Source organism: Hyphomicrobium sp. D-2, assembly GCF_029872155.1.
GTDB lineage: Bacteria > Pseudomonadota > Alphaproteobacteria > Rhizobiales > Hyphomicrobiaceae > Hyphomicrobium_A.
The window spans coordinates 962,863-983,292 of sequence record NZ_JARXLA010000008.1; the positions used below are offsets into that span (position 1 = coordinate 962,863).

The following is a 20,430-nucleotide window of genomic DNA, read 5'->3' on the forward strand; positions in this document are numbered from 1 at the left end:
CACGGATCAACGGACCCAGAGGTTGATGCGCGAGCCGCCCCTATACCCGGACGAACCTATCTATCCGCCCGTCCAACCACCTCGTCGCAGGCAGCAACAGCCGCCGCCTCCGCGTCAGCAGCGTCCGCGTAAGCGGCGCAAGAGCCTGCTGCTGCGTTTTCTGGGCTTCGCGTTCGCTGCCGGTGTGGTGGTGTTCCTCTGCGCCGCTGCTGGCGCCGGATACATCCTCTGGAAGACGTCGCAGGATCTGCCCGATTACGAGAGCCTGGCGAAGTACGAGCCGCCGGTGATGACGCGTATCCACGCGAACAACGGCTCGCTCATTGCCGAGTATGCCCGCGAGCGGCGCATCTTCGTGCCGATCAACACGATCCCCAAGCGGGTCATCGCGGCGTTCCTTTCCGCCGAGGACAAGCGCTTCTACGAGCACAACGGCATCGACATTCAGGGCATCGGCCGCGCCGTGTTCAAGATCGTCGAGGCCAAGATGAGCGGCAGCGACCGGCGCGCTGAAGGTGGCTCTACGATCACGCAGCAGGTGGCGAAGAACTTCCTTTTGAGTTCGGAACGCTCGATGGAGCGCAAACTCAAGGAAGCGATACTCGCTGTCCGTATCGAGAGTGCCTATTCCAAGGACAAGATCCTCGAGCTCTATCTCAACGAGATCTATTTCGGCATCGGTGCCTATGGCATCGCGGCAGCCAGCCTCAGCTACTTCAACAAGGAGCTGCACGACCTTTCCATCTCGGAGGTCGCATATCTTGCAGCGCTGCCGAAGGGCCCGAATAACTATCATCCGTTCCGGCGCGAAAAGCAGGCGCTGATCCGTCGCGACTGGATCATCGGCCAGATGCTGGAAAACGGCTACATCACCGCTGAGGAAGCGGCAGAGGAAAAAGCCAAGCCGCTGGGCGTCAACCTGCGCCAGACCGGCCCGCACATTTTCGCGGCTGACTTCTTCGCTGAGGAAGTGCGCCGCACGCTGCTGTCGCAGTTCGGTGAAGACAAGCTCTATGGTGGCGGGCTTTCGGTTCGCACCACGCTCGATCCCAATCTGCAGCAGTTCGCGCGCAACGCGCTTGTCGATGGCCTGGTCGCGTTTGACCGCACCACCGGTTGGCGCGGACCTGTCGAGCGGCTGGACATCAACGGCGATTGGGGCAAGGCGCTGGATGATGTGAAGACCCCGACCGGGTTGCTGCCGTGGCGCCTGGGTGTGGTTCTCAAGATTGAAGGCGGCAAGGCCGTCGTCGGCTTGCGTCCGGAGAAGCAGCAGGACGGATCGCTGGTCGGCAAGCGTGAAGCCATCGAGCTGACCTTCGAGGAAGTGAAGTGGGCCAGGTCCGCCAAGACGAGAACCGCGCCGAAGACGATCAATGACGTCGTTGCGCTGGGCGATGTGATTTACGTTGCGCCTAAGAACCCTGAAAATCTGGCCGGCGTCTGGACGCTGATGCAGATCCCTCAGGTGGGCGGCGGCATTGTAGCTCTCGATCCCAACACCGGCCGAGTGCTGGCCGATGTGGGCGGCTTCTCATTCTCGATCAGCCAGTTCGACCGCGCCATTCAGGCCCGCCGTCAGCCCGGTTCTGTGTTCAAGCCGTTCGTCTATGCGGCCGCGCTGGACAATGGCTACAAGCCGACGTCGATCATTCTCGACGCGCCGATCGAAATCGAGCAGGGACCGGGGCAGGACATCTGGCGGCCGGAGAACTACGAGAAATCCCATTCCGCAGGGCCGTCGACGCTGCGTTTCGGCATCGAGAAATCGCGTAACCAGATGACCGTGCGTCTGGCGCAGGATCTCGGCATGCCGCTCATAACCGATTACGCCAAGCGGTTCGGCATCTATGACGATCTGCTGCCGGTGCTGTCGATGTCGCTGGGCGCGGGTGAAACGACGCTGCTGCGCCTTGCCACCGCCTATTGCTCGATTGCGAATGGCGGCCATCAGGTGCGCCCCACGCTGATCGATCGCATTCAGGATCGCTGGGGACGCACGGTGTGGCGCCATGATCGGCGTGTCTGCGAGGGCTGCAACTCGGAAGCCTGGAACGGACAGGAAGAGCCGGAGATCTTCGACGATCGGCCGCAAATCATCGATCCGCACACCGCCTATCAGATGACTTCCATTCTGGAGGGCGTCATTCAGCGCGGCACCGCTCAGTCGCTGAAGAAGCTGGATCGTCCGCTGGCGGGCAAGACCGGCACCACCAACGAAGAAAAAGACGCTTGGTTCGTCGGCTATTCGCCCGATCTCGTGGTCGGCGTTTTCATCGGTTACGATACGCCAAGGCCGATGGGCAAGGGCAACACCGGCGGCAAGCTGGCGGCGCCCGTGTTCGCCGATTTCATTAAGGCTGCGCTGGCTGACAAGCCGGCGGCTCCGTTCCGTGTTCCGCCGGGCATCCGGCTGGCGCGCGTCAACCTGCAGACCGGCCTGCGCGCGGGTGCTGAAGATCCCAACAGCTTCATGGAAGCCTTCAAGCCCGACGAAGAACCGGACGACGCCTATTCCGTCATCGGCTTTTCCGATCAGGGCGGTGGTGGTGCGGGCTATAACCAGACTGGCGGCATCGAAGAGGAATATTACGAGCCTGCCCCGCGCCGCCGTGCGCCCACGTTCGGCTCCGGCGGCGGTCTTTGGTAAAATTGCGTCATGCCGGACAGTCTGCGCGCAACGAATGATCGCTATGGCCAATTGGCCCGCGCAGTATCGTCCGCGTTTACAGTCTCGTTAGCGGCGACTATATCAAGCCGCACATCCTGAAATCGCACCCATCCCCCGGAGGGCAACTATGCGTGCCGAAGCGCAAAAGCTCGTCGATTCCATCAAGGAGGCTCTTGGCCTTCTGAGGAGGCATCTTTGACTGGGATACTGCCCCGCTACGCCTAGCCGAACTGAACAAGCGCGCGGAAGATCCAAGCATCTGGAACGACCCGAAGTTGGCGCAGAAGATCATGCGCCAGCGCCAGCAGCTTGAGCGTTCGATCGCGATTTATCAGGACATCGAGCGTGGTCTCGACGACGGCGTGACGCTGATCGAACTTGGCGAAGCCGAGGACGATGACGCGACGGTGGCCGAAGGCGAAATCTCGCTCAAGAAGCTGGCTGCCGACGCCGAGCGGCGCAGCATCGAAGCGCTGTTGTCCGGCGAAGCCGATGGTAACGATAGCTATGTCGAAGTGCATGCCGGCGCCGGTGGCACGGAGAGCCAGGACTGGGCCTCCATGCTGGCGCGCATGTATATGCGGTGGGCGGAGCAGCGCGGATATAAGGTTTCAACGCTGGAAGAAAGCCCCGGCGAAGAAGCTGGCATCAAATCCGTCACGATGGAAATCAAGGGCCAGGATGCCTATGGCTGGCTGAAGACGGAGTCCGGCGTGCACCGTCTGGTGCGTATATCGCCTTACGATTCCAACGCCCGCCGACACACCAGCTTCGCGTCGGTGTGGGTGTATCCGGTGGTCGATGACGACATCGACATCCAGATCAACGAAAGCGATTGCCGGGTCGATACCTACCGTTCATCGGGTGCCGGTGGTCAGCACGTGAACACCACGGACTCAGCCGTCCGCATCACGCACATTCCGACCGGCATCGCAGTTGCCAGTCAGCAGGAGCGCTCGCAAATCAAGAACCGGGCAATTGCCTGGGGAATGCTGAAGGCGCGCCTTTACGAGCTGGAGCTGAAGAAGCGCGAGGACAAGGCCAACGCTGAAGCGGCTTCAAAGACCGAGATCGGCTGGGGCCACCAGATCCGCTCGTATGTTCTGCAGCCCTATCAGCTGGTGAAGGATCTGCGCACCGGCTCGCAGAGCACCGATCCCGATGCGGTTCTCGATGGCGACATCGACCAGTTCATCGAAAGTGCGCTGGCGCAGCGGATCAAGGGCGGCGGTCCGGTCGACGTTGCCGACCTCGACTAAGTTCGCTTTTTGCACCGGCGACTCTCCTGTGGGGAGCCGGCCGCCGGTGCTCATTGGGGGCTCCGCAAAGCGGAGTCGCCGAGCGCAACAAACAAAGCAAAGCGGCGCGCAGGGGTTCAAAAGCCCCTCGCACCGCGCGCTTTAAGCCTTGCAGCTTTTCGGGCTTACTCCGCGGCCGTCATGAAGCGTTCGACGGTGACAGCGAAGTGTCCGCACCAGTCGCGCGAATCAACGCGCGGCCAGACTGCGGGCTCGCCCGCATCCGCCTGAGCCATGGGCGGATTGAACCGGCACAGGCCCGAATCCCGGTTTTTTTGTCTCGTCATCTTGCCTTGAGTGTCGAAAAACTGGCAATTGCCGCATGCGCACGTTGTCATGGGATACCTCCATGCTGCTTACGCAGATTGATGTGCAGCGGTGCTAGACGCTGCACGTTAGAGCGATCCAGCATGCTGCGTTCCCGCCTGAAGCGGAACATCCGTGTGCGGTTAATAGCGGTTTAGCCTAATGCGGTACCAAGGAAGCCGACAGCAACTATGAAAACTTCGCACGAACCGTCCGGGCTCCGGCACCTTGATCTCATCGAAACGGCAGGCTTTGGCGGCTATGGCCTGATCGACAGCGGTGCGGGTCGCAAGCTGGAGCGGTTCGGCTCGGTGGTGGTTGATCGCCCTGAACCGCAGGCATTGTGGACGCCACGTGCGCCGGAAAGCCGTTGGCGTAGCGCCAATGCCGTGTTTGCCGGTGATGACGATGAAGACAAAGGCCGCTGGCGCATCGACAAGCCGGTGCCGGAAAGCTGGCCGGTGCAGGTCGGCACGGCGACGATGATCTGCCGTCTGGCCAGTTTCCGCCACATGGGGCTGTTCCCCGAGCAGATGCCGCACTGGGAATGGATGGTGGAACGCATCGAGCAGCGCAAGCGCGCGGCGGGCGATGAGCCGGTGCGCGTGCTGAACCTGTTTGCCTACACCGGAGCGGCGTCACTTATCGCAGCGGCAGCGGGTGCGCACGTCACCCATGTTGATGCGTCGAAGAAGGCCATCAGTTGGGCCAAGGAAAATCAGGCTGCATCGAAGCTCGGCGCTGCGCCGATCCGCTGGATACTGGATGATGCGGCGAAATTCGTTGCGCGCGAAGTCCGGCGCGGCAAAACCTATGACATCATTCTCGTCGATCCGCCGAAGTTCGGACGCGGCCCGGAAGGTGAGGTGTGGGATCTGTTCACCAGCCTGCCGCCGCTGATGCGCGACTGCGCGGCGCTGCTGGCGCCCGCCGCATCGCTGGTGCTGACGGTTTACGCGATCCGCGCATCGACGATTGCGTTCGACCAGCTGTGCCGCGAAGTGCTGGCGGGGCGCGGCGGTGCGTTTCAAACCGGTGAACTTGCCATCCGTGAAGAGGGTGGTGCACCGGATGCGCGTGCGGTGCCGGCGTCGCTGTTCACACGCTGGTCAGGCGATACCAATGCTTGAACCCAAACCCATCACCAGCCTGCAGAACGAGCGCATCAAGGCCATCCGCGCGCTAGAGATGCGCAAGACGCGTAAGGAAACCGGGCTGTTCGTGGCCGAAGGCACATCGCTGCTCATCACAGCGCGCGACAACGGCTTTAAGCCGCAAACGCTGGTGTTCCGCTCCGGCAGCGCTGGATCGGGCGTTGCCAAGGGGCTGGTGTCGTGGGCGCTGGCATCGGGCGTCGAGTGCCTTGAAGTTTCGGAAGCCGTGCTCGGCAAACTGTCCTCGAAGGACAATCCGCAGAACATGCTCAGCGTGTTCCAGCAGCGCTGGCAGCCGTTGCCGAACGCAACGAAGGTTTCTGGCGGTGAGGTGTGGCTGGCGCTGGAAGAAGTGCGCGATCCCGGCAACCTCGGCACCATCATCCGCACCGCCGATGCCGTTGGCGCAGCGGGCATCATCCTGATCGGCAATTGCTGCGATCCTTATTCCCACGAATGCGTGCGCGCGACGATGGGATCGGTGTTTGCTGTGCCGCTGGTGCGCACCGAACGCGCGGCCTTCATCGATTGGCTCGGCGGCTGGCGCGGCGATATCGTCGGCACGCATCTGGAAGGCGCGGAGGATTTCCGCACAGCTTCTTATCGCGCGCCGGTTTTGCTGACGATGGGAAGCGAAGGCCCCGGCCTGTCACCGCAGTTGACCGCAGCCTGCACACGCCTCGTCAAAATTCCGATGGCGGGGCAGCTCGACTCCCTCAACCTCGCCGTTGCCACCGCCCTCGTTCTGTATCAGATCCGCGGCCCCAACCTGAGCCTTTGACATGCGCATTGAATATCACCGCACGCTGATCGCTGATCGTCCGCGCAATGAAGCGTTCCAGAAGGCGCTGGCATCCGTCATCCGCGAGGGCGAAACAACCGTCGCGGACATCGGCACCGGAACCGGCCTGCTGGCGCTAATGGCCTCAAAGCTCGGTGCGCGCGATGTCTATCTTTACGAGGTTGCCGAAGTCGGCGCGGTGGCGGAAGCACTGATCGAGGCTAACAGCGCGCAGAACTGCCATCTCATTCCGTGCCATTCCACCGAGATGGTGGAGCCGCCGCAGGTCGATGTGATCGTCTCTGAAACGCTGGGCAACTACGCGCTGGAAGAGCACATCATCGAGACGCTGGCGGACGCAAAGGCGCGCTTTCTGAAGCCGGGCGGCGTCATGATCCCGCAGCGCATCGTGCAGTATGTCGCGCCGGTGATCGCGCCGCGCATCCAGAACGAATTCGCGGTGTGGGATGAAACCGGCTTCGATATGTCGATCGCCCGCACCATGAGCCTCAACAACATCTATGTGCGTACACTGAAGCCGGACGAGCTGCTTGCGGCGAAGATCTGGGACACCGTCGAGCTTGGCTCCGACGCGGATGGTGCGCGCTCCGGTGAGGTAAGCTGGCAGCTTGCCGCCGACGCGACTGTATATGGCTTTGTCGTCTGGTGGGATGCGGAACTGGTGCCAGGTATTACGCTTTCAACCGCGCCGGATGCGGCCCCCACACATTGGGAGCAGCTGTATTTTCCGCTGCTGTCACCTATTGCGGCCAAGAGCGGTGATACGATCCACGCTATCTTGCAGTCGCATACCTCCCAAGAGGGGGGAACGCACGTTGCGTGGGCGGCAGCGCATGTCGACGCAAATGGAAAAGAGGTTGCACAGCAATCGCTGAACCTCGACAACGGCTATCTGCCATAAGGACGCGTCTGCTCCGCAGTGCCACAATGATCGGAGCGGGCGTGATTGGGAAAGAACTCCTGGGGAGGGTTTTATGCTGGTGATGGTGATCGGGCTGCTGGTGTTTTTCACAGCCCACCTCGTGCCGCTGAATGTCGATCTGAAGAACGGGTTGATCACGCGCTTCGGCAAGCGCGGTTATCATATCGCTTTCGGACTCATGTCGCTGATCGGTTTGGCGCTGATTGTGTTGGGCTTCCACAAGCTGCAGCTCCATCCGGGCAAGAACCCCGTGCTGTGGGATCCGCCGGTTTGGACGCGTCACATCGCGCTGGCGCTGATGCTGCCGGCGATGATTGCATTTGTGGCGGCGTTTTTCCGTTCGCACATCAGCGCCGCGTTGAAGCAGCCGCTGCTGGTTGCAATCAAGACCTGGGCGCTGGCGCATCTCATCGCGAATGGCGATCTGGCTTCGCTGGTGCTGTTCGGCAGCTTCCTGGCCTTCGCAGTTTATGAGCGGATCATCATCAAGCGCCGTAAACTTGCAGGCGTTTTCAGCGGCAGCACCGGTCCGTGGAGCAACGACATTCTTGTGGTGGTGATCGGCGCGGCGCTCTATGCGGTCATCCTGCTTTATCTGCATCAGATGGTGATTGGCGTTTCGCCTCTGTCGTGAAATTCCATCTGGCCTCTGGGCTTGCCTGAATAAAAAACGCCGGACGGGGGCTCCCATCCGGCGTTTTTATTGGTGCGGTCAGCTGTCTCAGCCGCGATTGTTGTGCGGCCGATCTGGCTATTAGTAATAGCGATAGTACGAGCTGTCGGGGCGGCTGCGCCACGGTTCCACGACGAACTCCGTACGCTCGCTCGTCTCGCGGCTCAGCGGGAAGTCGGAGATGATGAACGAGGAGCCGGGTTTCATCAGCTCCGCCAGCTTCACGCTGACATCGTGCGGGATCTGAATACGCTCCAGAGCGTGCGCAGGGTCGGTGTTGTGGCCGGCGCTGCGGACGTATTCCTCGTCAAGATGACGACGCTTGCGCGATGAATATGCCGGCGTCGATGAGTTCGGACCCATCGTCACTGCATTCCAGCGCAGATTGCGATCGCCTTCGGTGAAGTGCGTGGCTGTCAAAACGTGCGTGCCAATCGGCTGGCCTTCGTCTGCGATCGTGATCGGCGTATCGATCACTTCCACGAAGCCAAGCTTGGCTGTCAGGCGGCCGGTTTTGGCGCTGATGAATACCGATACCGGCATGTCCTTGCGCTGTTCCAGGGCGTCTGCGCCAGCCAGCGCCTTGCGGGCGTCGGCCACAACTGTTTCGGCTTGCTTGGCGTCGTCGGCAGCAATCTTGCGTGCCTTCTCAAGCGCGGCGGCATCGGCGATGGCCTGCTTCGTCTTGGCTGCCTGTTCAGTCGCTGCCTTCTTGGCTGCCGCTGCAGCCTCGACGGCATCAACCATCTTCTTTTCTTCGGCAAGCTCGTTGGCTGACTGCTTCTCCAGCGCTTCCGCATCCAGTTTGCTGGCGTCAATCTTTGCCAGTCTCGCGGTCAGGGCCTTGAAGCTCTTGGTTTCCTTGGCAGCGGAAGCGGCTGTGGTGCGCACGCTCTTGGCCAGACGTGCATCCTCAGCGCGTGCAGTCTTGATGGCCTCTTTGGCGTCCTGCACGGCCTTGGTCGCAGCCGTAACCTGCTCATCGGCTGCAGCCTTGGCATTTTCGGCTTCGGTTACGCCGTTGGCGAGGCGGTTACGCTCATTTGAGCGGAACGAGGCCGCCATGCCGCGCGTCAGGGTCTGCGATGCGGTTGCCGCGTTGGCCCGGCTGATCAGCAGGTCGGAAACGCCGCCAGCTGAAGCCGTCTGCATCGCGTTGCCCGCTGCGTCGTGGGCCACTTCGGCCGGCAGCGGATTGATGAGATCGGGGCTGTTGAACTGTACCGGGGTCAGATCGTCATTGCTGACGATAACCCGGGCGCCAACGTCGGTGATCTCGAACAGGTTGCGCGCGAAGCTGTACGGCAGCCGGATGCAGCCGTGCGAAGCCGGATAGCCTGGCAATTCGCCCGCGTGGAAGGCGATGCCCGAATTGGTCAGGCGCTGCATGAATGGCATTGGCGCGCCATTATACAGGTTCGAGAAATGACGCTGCTTCTTCTCAAGAATTGAGAAAACGCCGGTGGGCGTCGGATTGGAGCTTTTACCGCTGGAGATCGGTGATCTGGCGATCTGCTTACCGTCGTCATAGACGGTCAGCGTCTGGCGGTTCAGCGACACCACGATCACAAGCGGGCCGCTGGGCTTGGGCAGCGCGGCCGTGGGTTTCTCGTTGGTGGGTTCAACGTATTGCCGCGGCGCCCGGCGGACCCGGCGCGGCTGTTTTTGCTGCTGCCAGGGCTGGGCATTGCTCCAGCCTCCCCAGGGGTAAAACTGGGCTTCAGCGCGATCTGGCGTTGCAGCGACGAGAAGGCCGCCCGGCGACGAATGCGGCAGTCGAAAGGCGCAGCCCGCGGGGCCAGGCGCTCATGTGGGAAATGGCTAACGTGTGCAAGGGAGCCCCCAATGCAGGAATTTGACGTTACTGTCGAATGGTGCCCCAATTTGATGATCTTAAGACTAAGGTTCCGTTAGCAAGCTCATGAATTAGAAGTTTTTCAAATAACAATCTAAGGCAAACAAGCCCAACCGGCTTGGAAACGGGCCGGACCGGCACCAGATGGGCGCACCGGGGGTTAAAAGCCGGGATTGGAGTTGGAGGCGGCGAAGCAGGAGTGGTTAGCGACTTGGTGCTGCGCCGCTAAATTCAAAGACGTCGATCCTTAAAGGGTGTAATCTCGATAGATGTCCGTACACAGCACCACAAAGCGCCTGATGGCGCCTGACATTGCAGCGATGAAGCGCCGGGGCGATCCGATCGTCGCCCTCACGTCCTATCACGCGCACACTGCGGCCATCGCCGACAAGCACTGCGATTTCCTGCTTGTCGGCGACAGTCTCGGCATGGTGATGCACGGCTTCGAGACAACGGTGCCGGTGTCGCTTGAGCTGATGATCATGCATGGCCGCGCGGTGGTCCGTGGTGCCCGTCATGCGCTGGTAGTGGTAGACATGCCGTTCGGCTCCTACGAGGAAAGCCCGGCGGTGGCATTCCGTAACTCCGCGCGCGTCATGAAGGAAACCGACTGCGGCGCGATTAAACTTGAGGGCGGCAAGAGCATGGCGCCCACGATCCGCTATCTCGTCGAGCGCGGCATCCCAGTCATGGCTCACATCGGCCTGACCCCCCAGTCGGTGAACGTCATCGGCGGCTTCAAGGCCCAGGGACGCACCAAAGAGGAATGGGTCTCAATCGAGGAAGATGCCCGTCAGGTGGCTGAAGCCGGTGCGTTTGCCATCGTGCTGGAAGCGATCACCGAGCCACTGGCCGAGCGGATCACCGCTTCTGTTCCGGTGCCGACCATCGGTATCGGCGCTTCGCCTGCATGCGACGGCCAGATCCTCGTCATGGAAGATATGCTGGGCCTCAGCCCCCGGGTGCCGCGCTTCGTCAAGAAGTTCGGCAAAGTGGCAGAGGTGATCGAGGACGCAATCCGCGATTACGCTCACGATGTGCGGACCCGCGCCTTCCCGACGCCGGAGCACACCTATGCCATGATCGACGGAACTCCCTCCAAGGCCCGGCGCGCGACCACCAGAGGCGGTGGAACGACCGCTGATGCTGGAACGCCTGCCGAGGGAACCGGTCGGACGACGTCGAAACGGATTAAAACCCCTTAGCGAAGCTTCGGCAGCGGCCTTGGCGCGCAACTTGATCGGTGTAAGTGCCGACAATGACTTGCGCGGGGGGCATCGTGGGGTATGTATGCGCCTGTCGGTGGCCTTTTTGAGCCACCCGACAATGAACGTGCCAGATTGCAAGGCTGAAAGAGCGAGCGATGTCACAGCAGGACGATGGTCTCTTCCGCGAGGTCGAAGAGGAATTGAGGCGGGAACGCCTCGAAAAGATCTGGAAGGACTACGGCACCTTTTTCATCGCCGGAGCTGTGGTGATCGTGCTGGGCGTTCTGGGCTACAAGTACTGGGAAAACCAGCGCGCAACGGCAGCTTATGATTCCGGCGCCCGGTACGAAGCCGCGCTGCGTCAGATGGCCGACAAGAAAGACGCCGAGGCCAAGCAGGACTTCGACAAGCTCGCGACCGACGGATCGGGCGGCTATCGCGCACTGGCGCTGCTGCAACTCGCCGGAGCGCAGTATCGTGACGGCAATCGCGCCGATGCTCTGAAAACCTTCGAACGCCTCGCCACCGACGGGCAGGCTGATTCGGTTCTGCGCGGTTTCGCGACGCTGCAGGCCGCAGGTTTGCGGCTAGATGAGGCCGATTTTGCCGAGCTGGAGAGCCGCCTCACCCCTCTCATGGCCGAAGGCGCGCCCTGGCGTTACAGCGCCCGTGAGCTGCTGGGGCTGGCGGCATTCCGCGCCGGCAAGTTCACCGACGCCCGTGCGCTGCTGACGCCGCTGTTTGTCGAACAGGAAGTGCCGGAGAGCATCGCTACCCGGGCGCAGATCATCATGGCTGAGATCGCTGCCGGCGAATTGGCAGCCAGTGGCAAGAAGGCCGACGCGGCAGAGACAACCGCTCCGGAAGCCGGCGCAAAGGCTGCCGACGCGGCTAAGCCTGCGGAAGTGACGCCTGCGCCTGCACCGGCAGTGGAAAATGCCGATCAGTCTTCGGCTGCCACGCCAACGCCATCAGAGGGTGCAACATCGCCATCAGAACCGGCCAAAAAAGACTGAGCTGAAGGCCAAGCGGGGGCACATGAGGGACTGGCTACACCGGAGCTGTTGGGCGGGAGCAGGGATTTGCTCCATCGTGCTGCTCTCCGGCTGTGCGGGCGATGGCCCCTCGCTGCCCAAGCTTGGTGACCTCAATCCGTTCGCTGAAAAGCAGGTGCCTCTGCCTGGCCGGCGTGTTCCGGTCATGGCGCCCAAGGGCCCCGAGACGGGCGAACTGGCCGATGCCTTCACGCCGATCACGCTGCCGGCGCCACGCATCAATGACAATTGGAGCCAGCCCGGTGGCGAGCCCAGCAACGCGCCGGGTAATCTCGCCTTCAACGGTGGCACCAATACCGCCTGGACTGCGAACGCAGGCACAGGTTCCAGCGGCTCCGGCCGCCTCACCGCCCGCCCGATCATCTACGGCGGCAACATTTACGCGCTCGATGCCGAAGGCAACGTCAGCGCCTTCTCCACTTCCGGCTCGTCCCTGTGGCGCACCTCGCTGAAGCCCAAGCGCGAAACCGGCGGCGGTAGCTGGTTCTCGCTCGGCCTTGGTGGTGGCTCCGATGGCGGCGGCTTCGGCGGCGGTCTGGCCATGGATAACGGCAGGCTTTATGCCGCCAGCGGCTTCGGCAATGTCGTCGCGCTCGATCCGCAAACCGGCAAGGCCATTTGGGAAAAGCAGCTTGAGGCGCCGATCCGCTCCTCGCCGACCGCGGTTGGCGACCGGGTCTATGTCATTGCGCTCGACGGTCGCTTCTTCTGTCTGGCTGGTGCGGACGGCGGTGAGCTCTGGTCGGTGCGCGGTCTGCCGCAGCAGGCAAGTCTGATCAACAACGCCAGCCCTGCCGTGGATGGCAACGTGGTGGTCGTCCCTTATCCATCGGGCGACCTGCTGGCGCTCAGCATTGCGGACGGCTCGTCGCTTTGGTCGGAAAATCTGGCCCGCACGCGCATGACCTCCCAGATTGCGTCGATGAGCGACGCGGCACGCCCTGCCATTGATGGTGGGATCGTGTTTGCCGTCGGGCATGCCGGCCGCATGGTCGCCACCCACGCTGACAGTGGCGAGCGTCTGTGGACCGCAAATATCCCGAGCATTCAGACGCCATGGGTTGCGGGTGGCAGCGTGTTCGTCGTCGATACGCAGGGTCAGTTGATGGGCCTGTCGCGCAACGACGGCAAGACGCAGTGGACCGTGAAGCTGCCCGGCAACGGGCCGTGGGCAGGGCCGACGCTGGCCGGTGGAACGCTGTGGCTCACGTCAGCCGGTGGCGCGCTGGTGGGTGTTGAGGCAACTACCGGCCGCATCGTGACCCAGAAGGAGCTCGGCCAACCGGTGTTTATCGCGCCGGTCGTGGCTCAGGGGCGCATGTACGTGCTGACCGACAAGGCCAATCTGCTGGCGATCAGCTGATCCCAGCGGAGGGCAACGCCCCCAATCCTGCCGAAACAGCTTATGCAACTGAAGCGGCGGCGCATGTCCCATGCGTCGCGCCGGATGTCGTTTGCAATCCGCTGCAAGCCTGCGCTGCTCCGCCAACTTCCGCACCGGGCGCTGACGGCTGATCTGAGGCTTAACGTATCTGAACGGGCGGTCCGGCTATGCTGATTGCAGCGAATACGCCATAAGCACGGGAGCATGCGCGCCCGCGCAGCCTTCAATCAAACCTTCGGCCGGCCGAGTTCCCCATGTCGTCACAACCCGTCATCGCCATTATCGGCCGCCCCAACGTTGGCAAGTCGACACTGTTCAACCGCCTGACCGGCACGCGCTCGGCGCTGGTGTCCGACATGCCGTGCCTCACGCGCGACCGGCGTGAGGAACAGGCCGACATCGGCGGTCACTCCGTCCGGCTGGTCGATACCGCCGGACTTGAAGAGGCCAAGCGCGGCTCGATTGCCGAACGTATGCGCCAGCAGAGCGAGGCGGCGTTGATGGCTGCCGATCTGGTGCTGTTCGTGATCGACTCTCGCGACGGGATCACGCCGGACGACAAGTCGTTCGCCCGCGTTGTGCGTGGCTCTGGACGTCCCGTCATTCTCGTCGCCAACAAGTGCGAGGGCCGCGCTGGCGAAGACGGTTTTTACGCCGCCTTTGAACTTGGCTTCGGTGAGCCGGTTGCGATCTCCGCCGAGCATGGCGAGGGCCTGGGCGATCTGATGGTAGAGATGCTGTCGGCGCTGGGCCTCAAGGAAGACCGCGAGAACGCGGCCGAGCCGCTGCCCGCAACCGAGCGGCCTATCCGCGTCGCCATCGTCGGGCGGCCGAATGCAGGCAAGTCGACGCTGGTCAACGCCATCTTGGGTGAAGAGCGCATGATCACCGGACCCGAGCCAGGGCTGACGCGCGACTCCGTTCCCAGCGATGTCGAATGGCACGGTCGCCGGGTGCGCCTGTTCGATACCGCAGGATTGCGACGCAAGGCCAAGATCACCGAAACGGCCGAGAAGCTGAGTGCATCGGATGCCATCCGCGCCATTCGTTTCGCCGAGGTGGTTGTGCTGCTCGTCGATGCAGAGCGCCCGTTCGAACATCAGGATCTGACCATCGGCGATCGCATCGCCGAGGAAGGGCGCGCGCTCGTCGTCGCGGTCAACAAGTGGGATCTGGTCGAAGACAAGCAGCAGGCGCTGAAGGCGCTGCGCGAAACACTCAATGATCGCCTTGCGCAGGTGCCGGGCGTTACGCTGGTGACTCTGTCGGCATTGAGCGGCAAGGGTGTCGAGCGATTGTCCGCTGCGGTGCTGGAAGCCTACGACACCTGGAACCGACGCGTGTCGACGGCGGACCTCAATCGCTGGCTCGAAGAAGCGCTGGCGCGTCATTCGCCACCGGCGGTCAGCGGGCGACGCATCAAGATCCGCTACATCACGCAGCCTTCGACGCGTCCGCCAACCTTCGTCGCGTTTTGTACGCGCCCGGATGAAATGCCTCAGTCGTATTTGCGCTATCTCACCAACAGCTTGCGGCAGGCGTTCAAGCTTCCCGGTGTTCCGGTGCGGCTCAATCTGCGCAAAGGCGAAAATCCCTACGCTAAGCATAAGCGCTGAGAGTACTTTTTTGGGCCAGCGTGCTGTGCTGTTACTGGCCTAACTGCGGGGCCTGCGTTAACTTTGATTCGCGTGGCTGTGGCGGGGACGAAAGCAGGCGCGCGGGCAGTGAGCCCGGGGCAAACTCAAAAAAGAGAACAGGGACCAATGGACAGGTGCTCACACAGCCGGGTGCGCCCGGTTTTCTGCGCAGTCGTTGCGGGTGCAGCGGCAGTCTTCGGTGTAGCGTTCGCTACTCCGGCCGATGCGTATACGGCCAAGGTCAACTCCGCTTGCGAGCGCGATTACTATCGCCTGTGCGCTGCTTACTCCATCGGCACGCCGGAGCTGCGCAGCTGCATGACGTCGAAGCGCAAGTCGCTGTCGCCGCGTTGCGTGCGCGCGCTCGTCGATGCCGGCATGGTGCCGCGCCGCTATCTGGCCAAGAAGTAATCGGCCGCCGCGTCCATTCGCGGGCTTCGGGGCACAGCAATCCGCTCCGCAATCTGACAGCAACAACATGGTGCGCGCCCTGCAAATTTGTCGGGCGCGCCGGATCGATAAACGACTAGCACCGGCGACGCGCGAGAGATGCCAGCGGGCAATGCATCAGCATGCAGCCAAGCGGCGCGTCGTTCTCAGCGCATGGATTGAGCCGGTCTGGATGAGCCAGTCTGTGTGAGCCGGTGGGAATATTCAGCGGACGGGAGCGGCAGCGAACCCGAAGATGCTGCCTGGCTCACCGTCCACACGGACGACAGCCGCACGTCTGGCGCCGTTCCGGACTTTCATAAGTAGGAAAGAGGGTTAGAAGGCGCAAGGGTAATTCGCCCTTGCAGCGCAGCAACTCTGCTTTGCGCCCTCGTCAGTGCTGCGATCATGAACGCGATGTCATGTCGGTTGCGTTTGACGCGCTCGCCGTGATGCGTTTTCGTCCGTCTGGTGCATTGGACATGACGCTGAGCGAACGTCGGCACCGGCTTGGGCGTGAGGGTTTGTTTCGAGATGACCGATCAGGCAGCAGCGGATAAAGCGCCGGCAACGGAAGTACTCTTCTATCATCTGGAACAGCAGCCGCTTGAGAAGGTGCTGCCGGTGCTGGTCGAGAAGACGCTGGAACGGGGCTGGCGCGCGGTTGTGCAGGCTGGCTCGGCGGAACGGCTGGCGGTTATCGATCAGGCGTTGTGGACGTTTCGCGACGACAGCTTTGTTCCGCACGGCACCGCGAAGGATGGCCATGCCGCCGAGCAGCCGGTGTATCTCACCACCACGGGCGAAACGCCGAACGGAGCGGGCGTGCGTTTTCTGGTCGATGGCGCCGAGGCCGAGGCGTTTTCCGGCTTTGTGCGCATCGTCTACATGTTCGACGGCAACGATAGCGACGCGGTGCAGATTGCGCGCGGCCAATGGAAAGCGGCCAAGGGCGCCGGATGTCCCGTCACCTATTGGCAGCAGAGCAGCGGCGGCAAGTGGGAACGCAAGGCGTGACGCCCTTTGCAAGGGCTTCTTTCTTTGCGCCAGGGACTCCACTTCGCGGAGCCGGCCGTGGTTGTTTTTTGCGCTGGCGACTCTCCTTCGGAGAGCCGGCCGCCAGCGCTGATTGGTGCGAGGGCGGAAGCGCTGCACAGTGCCTCACACTGTCATCCTGACAACGGTCGGGATCTGCGCCAGCTTCATCATGCTCCCGGGCGCAGAAGAATGCAGATGGGCATGTCCGCGACAGTCAGAGCCTAATTGCCTTGACAGTCTGCGCGGGCACGCCGAAGCGTGAGCCCATGAATTATCGCCACGCCTACCATGCCGGAAACTTTGCCGATGTGATCAAGCACGCAGTGCTGTCGCTCGTGCTCGACTACATGAAACAGAAGCCAGCGCCGTTTCGCGTCATCGATACGCACGCGGGCATCGGGCTTTACGACCTCACCGCCATTGAGGCGCAGAAAACCGGCGAATGGCGCGACGGCATTGGTCGCTTGATGCGCGCGGACCTGACGCCCGAGAACCGCGCAGTTCTGGCGCCGTATCTGGATTGCGTGCGCGCCCTCAATCCGCAGGGCGAGCTGCTGCGCTATCCGGGCAGCCCCATTATCGCCAGCGATCTGATCCGTCGCGAAGATCGTCTGATCCTCAACGAGCTTCATCCGGAGGATCGGCTTGCGCTGGAGGATCTGTTTGCCCGTGATCGGCAGGTGAAGGTCATGGGGCTGGATGCGTGGACAGCCGTTAAGTCGTTACTGCCGCCGCCGGAACGGCGGGCCGTTGTGCTGGTCGATCCGTCGTTCGAAGTGCCGGGCGAGCTGGATCGGTTGATCAAGGCATTGCAGCAGGGGCTACGTCGCTTTGCGGCCGGCACGTTCCTGCTCTGGTATCCGATCAAGGAGCAGCGGCCGGTGGCCGAGTTCCGTCGGCGCATTGCCGAACTGGATCTGCCCAGAGCCGTCGCGCTTGAGGTGATGATCCGCGATGGCGCCGATGAAACCCGCTTGAATGGCGCGGGGCTCGTCATCGTCAATGCGCCGTTCACTCTCGGCGGAATCCTGCAGAATTTGATGCCGGAGCTGGTGAAAATTCTGGCACAGGGTGCCGGTGCGCACTTCAATTATGACGATCTCGGTAACGATCGCGTTAGGGTGCGACAAAAATAACCAGCAAAGCTTGCCTACCCCATAAATTTCACTGATACTTCGCGCGCTTGGGGCACAGTCGTCCCCGCGGAATCGGAAGTTGGCATTGAGATCGTGGCGCGCATGTCGATCTACCCGCGCTTATTTTCACCGCATTGCGAATGGTTTCCCGAGCATTTCATGGCGCGGACCCTGACGGGCCGCGCTTTTTTATTTCACGATACACGCAGGAGATTTCGCGATGCGTCAGAGCGGCACTGTGAAATTCTATAATGCCCAGAAGGGCTATGGCTTCACTACTCCCGACGACGGCGGGAAAGATGTATTTGTCCATGTAACCGCGGTTGAACGCGCGGGTATTCCAAACCTCGACGAAGGCGCGCGCATCTCGTTTGAAACCGAGCCAGACAAGCGCGGCAAAGGCCCCAAGGCGGTCAATCTCCAGTACTCCTGACGCTTAAGTTATCCGGCATCCTCTGACGCTCCAGGCCCTTTGGAGCGTCACCGTATGGCAACGGATCCCCCACCAATCTCGATTGGGCGCGCGCTGGCCATGGGCAAGGGCGCGCGCTCGAGGCAATCTCCGTCCACCTGATGTTGTAGGTGATGATGGAGAACTGACGATGCGCAAGTTGTCCTTTGGGGCCGCGCTGGCTCTTGCCGTTTTGTGCGCCGGATTTTCCGGTGACGCGGAAGCGAAATGCTTCAAGAAATCAGCGTCCGGAACCGCCACGACCATCGATGGCGCCGAGTTTCAGGTCAAGGAAGCAATCCTGCAGTCGTTCGATTGGGGCGTCTGGGCTGCCTTCATGGCAAGCGGTTCAACGCCGGGCTATCGCGTCAGCACGCCCGCTTACAAGTGTTCGCCGGGTGGCATGGGCTATAACTGCCGGGGCACTTCCACCATCTGCAAAACGAGCTGACGAAATGGGTCCCGTATCAAAATGGTACGGGATTTTTTCGTCCGTTAACGAATCGGTCGCCGAATCGAGGCGATGATATCGATGGCCCATGCCGTGCCATGGCCACTTTCGACGCTGTCGAAGGCGGATCGTGTCGCAGCTAGCGGCCTGCAAGCGTGGTTGTCGGGTGACACGTTCGCCAAAAAAGCCGTCCCAGGTCGGGAATTGCGCGCTGGCGGAGTGTTTTCGGCTATCTTGAGGCCCACATTGGGGTGGTTAGAACGATAAGGACTTAAAATCATGAGCCTTTCTCGCATCTGCGTGGGGGTCTGCGCTGCCGCTGGCTTCCTGATGCTGGCCACTCTGTCGGGTGCCGGTGAATACATTGCTCCGGGTGCCCATGCTGGCGAATACTCGAAGTCAAAGAAGAGCGCACGCCGTGCTCCGCGCAGCCGCGCATACGCCGTTGAGCGTAGCTCTACACCGGAAGAAATCGCCCGTTATTTCGCGCTTTACGGCGGTTACATCGATCCGTCGATCAACAAGCAGACGCCGGGCGGTCCGTTCGATAGCGGCTTCTTCTTCGACTCCGGAATCGGCCCCAACGGCGGCAATTCACCATACATGAACTGATGCAGTGCGCAGGACGTACTGCGCTGCAATTGTCCTTACACATGTTTGCTGGGGCGTCGCCTAGTAAGGGGTTGCGGCCCCCGGTATAACGCTTTGTAATTTCGGGACAGGTTTCTGCGCCTACGGGGGACAAATTCAATGCATGCTAAGCCTAAACTCGCCTTAGCTACGGTGTTCCTTGGCACCGTCGCGGCACTCGCGACACCAGCCAATGCCGCCTGCAAGAAATTTGGCTTCACGGTCAACGACTACGGCAAGGTTGGCCCGACCAACGACGCCAAGAACCTGCTCGACAAGCACATCGCCGAGTGGGCGTCCCAGAACGGCGTGACCAACTATTCAACGGGCAAGAAGAGCGTCAGCTGTGAGCTCTTCATCGACGTCATTCTGTTCGACGAATACACCTGCACCGCCAGCGCCACTGTTTGCTGGGGCGGCGATGCCGGCAAGGTTGGTCAGCAGTCCGCTACCGGCGAAGAAGGCGGCGATCATCCCGGCACGCCGGTGCGCAAAGCTGAAGCACTTGGCGAGCAAGCTCCCCAGACCGCAGCGGCAATTGCTGGCACACCTGCCGACGATGACGCCTCGGCTGGCGAAGCTGTCCAGGCCGACGCTGCCGGACAGCAGGATGAGCCCGCGCCGTCCGAAACCTATGCTGACGCTGCGCCAGAAGGTGCTGCTGATGCTTCCCAATCCCACGCTGCTGCCGACGTGATTGTCGGCGAGCCGGAACAGCCGCCGGTTGAGGCCGCCGCGGTTGATACGCCGCCGCAGCCGCTGGATGACGTCGCCGCTGAAGTAGCCCAGCCGCTGGTGCAGCCCGCTGTCGCTACCGCTACGGCTATCGCGGTACCGGAAGTGCCGGTGGCGGCCACGGTTGAAACCGGCGCCTTACAGAGCGGTGCTGGCATGGTGAGCGCTCCGTCTGTTCCGGCTTCTGCAATGCCTTCGGCTCAGGATCGCGCCGCTGCCGCATCGGCTGCTGCCGCTGCCGCCGCCGCTGCTGAGCGCGCTGCCCAGGCTGCTGAAACTGCGGCCAATGCGGCCAAGGCCGCAGCAGCCGCTGCGGTCGCAGCCAGCACAGCCAGTCAGAAGCCCGCTCATGCTTCCGCATCCGTCCCGCCGCTTGATCAGCAGTGAGCCCAACACGTTACGGGCGAGATTAATCGCCGGTTCGTTTGGCTGAGTTGGCACGTTGCGCTTAAGCGGTTCCGGCTCACGGACCGGCAGCGGTAAGTCTGAGACATCGTTGATTTCAAAACGCCTGCCTTTCGGTTGAAAGGCGGGCGCTTTTTATTGGCGCTTTCGCTGGAGCGCGCTGCCACGACCTCGCGGGATGCACGGGCGC

At 62.1% G+C, this 20,430-nt stretch carries 18 protein-coding genes; 17 read left to right on the forward strand and 1 reads right to left on the reverse strand.

The window, feature by feature from the left end; translation table 11 throughout:
• Positions 1 to 148: 148 nt before the first annotated feature.
• The 6 genes from QEZ49_RS16905 (at position 149) to QEZ49_RS16930 (ending at position 7,787) form a co-directional block, all read left to right on the forward strand.
• Positions 149 to 2,650: a penicillin-binding protein 1A gene (locus tag QEZ49_RS16905; RefSeq protein ID WP_280388586.1), complete on the forward strand. Its 2,502-nt coding sequence runs from the start codon at positions 149 to 151 to the stop codon at positions 2,648 to 2,650.
• Positions 2,651 to 2,798: 148 nt separating this feature from the next.
• Positions 2,799 to 3,930 (forward strand): peptide chain release factor 2 gene (gene prfB / locus QEZ49_RS16910; RefSeq protein ID WP_280388509.1). Its coding sequence is split into 2 segments (ribosomal slippage): positions 2,799 to 2,867 and positions 2,869 to 3,930, totalling 1,131 coding nucleotides; the frame shifts between segments, so codons are not numbered across the junction.
• 536 nt (positions 3,931 to 4,466) lie between these two features.
• Positions 4,467 to 5,405: a class I SAM-dependent methyltransferase gene (locus tag QEZ49_RS16915; RefSeq protein WP_280388510.1), complete on the forward strand. Its 939-nt coding sequence runs from the start codon at positions 4,467 to 4,469 to the stop codon at positions 5,403 to 5,405.
• A complete protein-coding gene (locus tag QEZ49_RS16920) occupies positions 5,398 to 6,210 on the forward strand; it encodes an RNA methyltransferase (protein ID WP_280388511.1) in 813 nt (270 codons plus the stop codon). Before QEZ49_RS16915 ends, QEZ49_RS16920 begins: the two co-directional genes overlap by 8 nt.
• Before the next feature lies 1 nt (position 6,211).
• The gene (locus QEZ49_RS16925; protein ID WP_280388512.1) at positions 6,212 to 7,132 is read left to right on the forward strand and encodes a 50S ribosomal protein L11 methyltransferase; all 921 of its coding nucleotides are present in this window, start codon (positions 6,212 to 6,214) and stop codon (positions 7,130 to 7,132) included.
• 73 nt (positions 7,133 to 7,205) lie between these two features.
• Complete coding sequence (locus tag QEZ49_RS16930; RefSeq protein WP_280388513.1) at positions 7,206 to 7,787, forward strand: NnrU family protein; 582 nt, start codon at positions 7,206 to 7,208, stop codon at positions 7,785 to 7,787.
• 120 nt (positions 7,788 to 7,907) lie between these two features.
• Here the strand turns inward: QEZ49_RS16930 and QEZ49_RS16935 are convergent, their stop codons facing one another.
• Positions 7,908 to 9,602: a L,D-transpeptidase family protein gene (locus tag QEZ49_RS16935; RefSeq protein ID WP_348534830.1), complete on the reverse strand. Its 1,695-nt coding sequence runs from the start codon at positions 9,600 to 9,602 to the stop codon at positions 7,908 to 7,910.
• A gap of 348 nt (positions 9,603 to 9,950) precedes the next feature.
• Between QEZ49_RS16935 and panB the strand changes: the two genes are divergently transcribed.
• From panB to QEZ49_RS16990, 11 genes are all read left to right on the forward strand, one after another.
• Positions 9,951 to 10,886 carry a 3-methyl-2-oxobutanoate hydroxymethyltransferase gene (gene panB, locus QEZ49_RS16940; protein WP_280388514.1) on the forward strand — a complete coding sequence of 312 codons (936 nt, stop codon included), beginning with the start codon at positions 9,951 to 9,953 and terminating at the stop codon, positions 10,884 to 10,886.
• Positions 10,887 to 11,044: 158 nt separating this feature from the next.
• Positions 11,045 to 11,905 carry a tetratricopeptide repeat protein gene (locus QEZ49_RS16945; protein WP_280388515.1) on the forward strand — a complete coding sequence of 287 codons (861 nt, stop codon included), beginning with the start codon at positions 11,045 to 11,047 and terminating at the stop codon, positions 11,903 to 11,905.
• A gap of 76 nt (positions 11,906 to 11,981) precedes the next feature.
• A complete protein-coding gene (locus QEZ49_RS16950; RefSeq protein WP_280388516.1) occupies positions 11,982 to 13,307 on the forward strand; it encodes a PQQ-like beta-propeller repeat protein in 1,326 nt (441 codons plus the stop codon).
• 275 nt (positions 13,308 to 13,582) lie between these two features.
• A complete protein-coding gene (der, locus tag QEZ49_RS16955) occupies positions 13,583 to 14,944 on the forward strand; it encodes a ribosome biogenesis GTPase Der (protein WP_280388517.1) in 1,362 nt (453 codons plus the stop codon).
• Between the two features lie 147 nt (positions 14,945 to 15,091).
• Positions 15,092 to 15,376 carry a hypothetical protein gene (locus QEZ49_RS16960; protein WP_280388518.1) on the forward strand — a complete coding sequence of 95 codons (285 nt, stop codon included), beginning with the start codon at positions 15,092 to 15,094 and terminating at the stop codon, positions 15,374 to 15,376.
• 552 nt (positions 15,377 to 15,928) lie between these two features.
• Positions 15,929 to 16,411 (forward strand): DNA polymerase III subunit chi, encoded by a 483-nt coding sequence (locus QEZ49_RS16965; RefSeq protein ID WP_280388519.1) that lies wholly within the window; start codon positions 15,929 to 15,931, stop codon positions 16,409 to 16,411.
• Positions 16,412 to 16,698: 287 nt separating this feature from the next.
• On the forward strand, positions 16,699 to 17,568 hold the full coding sequence (gene rlmJ, locus QEZ49_RS16970) for a 23S rRNA (adenine(2030)-N(6))-methyltransferase RlmJ (RefSeq protein ID WP_280388520.1): 870 nt from the start codon (positions 16,699 to 16,701) through the stop codon (positions 17,566 to 17,568).
• A 220-nt stretch (positions 17,569 to 17,788) separates the two neighbouring features.
• The gene (locus QEZ49_RS16975; RefSeq protein ID WP_280388521.1) at positions 17,789 to 18,001 is read left to right on the forward strand and encodes a cold shock domain-containing protein; all 213 of its coding nucleotides are present in this window, start codon (positions 17,789 to 17,791) and stop codon (positions 17,999 to 18,001) included.
• 169 nt (positions 18,002 to 18,170) lie between these two features.
• Entirely contained in the window at positions 18,171 to 18,470 is a 300-nt protein-coding gene (locus tag QEZ49_RS16980) for a hypothetical protein (protein WP_280388522.1), read from the forward strand.
• 279 nt (positions 18,471 to 18,749) lie between these two features.
• Complete coding sequence (locus QEZ49_RS16985; protein WP_280388523.1) at positions 18,750 to 19,082, forward strand: hypothetical protein; 333 nt, start codon at positions 18,750 to 18,752, stop codon at positions 19,080 to 19,082.
• A gap of 138 nt (positions 19,083 to 19,220) precedes the next feature.
• Entirely contained in the window at positions 19,221 to 20,222 is a 1,002-nt protein-coding gene (locus QEZ49_RS16990) for a hypothetical protein (RefSeq protein WP_280388524.1), read from the forward strand.
• The last annotated feature ends 208 nt before the right edge of the window (positions 20,223 to 20,430 follow it).

What these genes read in the sequence shown, in the direction of transcription:
- QEZ49_RS16980 (WP_280388522.1), top strand. Translation starts at nt 18,171, where the DNA reads ATGCGCAAGTTGTCCTTTGGGGCCGCGCTGGCTCTTGCCGTTTTGTGC.
- der (WP_280388517.1), top strand. Translation starts at nt 13,583, where the DNA reads ATGTCGTCACAACCCGTCATCGCCATTATCGGCCGCCCCAACGTTGGC.
- rlmJ (WP_280388520.1), top strand. Translation starts at nt 16,699, where the DNA reads ATGAATTATCGCCACGCCTACCATGCCGGAAACTTTGCCGATGTGATC.
- QEZ49_RS16915 (WP_280388510.1), top strand. Translation starts at nt 4,467, where the DNA reads ATGAAAACTTCGCACGAACCGTCCGGGCTCCGGCACCTTGATCTCATC.
- QEZ49_RS16985 (WP_280388523.1), top strand. Translation starts at nt 18,750, where the DNA reads ATGAGCCTTTCTCGCATCTGCGTGGGGGTCTGCGCTGCCGCTGGCTTC.
- QEZ49_RS16925 (WP_280388512.1), top strand. Translation starts at nt 6,212, where the DNA reads ATGCGCATTGAATATCACCGCACGCTGATCGCTGATCGTCCGCGCAAT.
- QEZ49_RS16920 (WP_280388511.1), top strand. Translation starts at nt 5,398, where the DNA reads ATGCTTGAACCCAAACCCATCACCAGCCTGCAGAACGAGCGCATCAAG.
- panB (WP_280388514.1), top strand. Translation starts at nt 9,951, where the DNA reads ATGTCCGTACACAGCACCACAAAGCGCCTGATGGCGCCTGACATTGCA.
- QEZ49_RS16990 (WP_280388524.1), top strand. Translation starts at nt 19,221, where the DNA reads ATGCATGCTAAGCCTAAACTCGCCTTAGCTACGGTGTTCCTTGGCACC.
- QEZ49_RS16930 (WP_280388513.1), top strand. Translation starts at nt 7,206, where the DNA reads ATGCTGGTGATGGTGATCGGGCTGCTGGTGTTTTTCACAGCCCACCTC.
- QEZ49_RS16945 (WP_280388515.1), top strand. Translation starts at nt 11,045, where the DNA reads ATGTCACAGCAGGACGATGGTCTCTTCCGCGAGGTCGAAGAGGAATTG.
- QEZ49_RS16965 (WP_280388519.1), top strand. Translation starts at nt 15,929, where the DNA reads ATGACCGATCAGGCAGCAGCGGATAAAGCGCCGGCAACGGAAGTACTC.
- QEZ49_RS16975 (WP_280388521.1), top strand. Translation starts at nt 17,789, where the DNA reads ATGCGTCAGAGCGGCACTGTGAAATTCTATAATGCCCAGAAGGGCTAT.
- QEZ49_RS16960 (WP_280388518.1), top strand. Translation starts at nt 15,092, where the DNA reads ATGGACAGGTGCTCACACAGCCGGGTGCGCCCGGTTTTCTGCGCAGTC.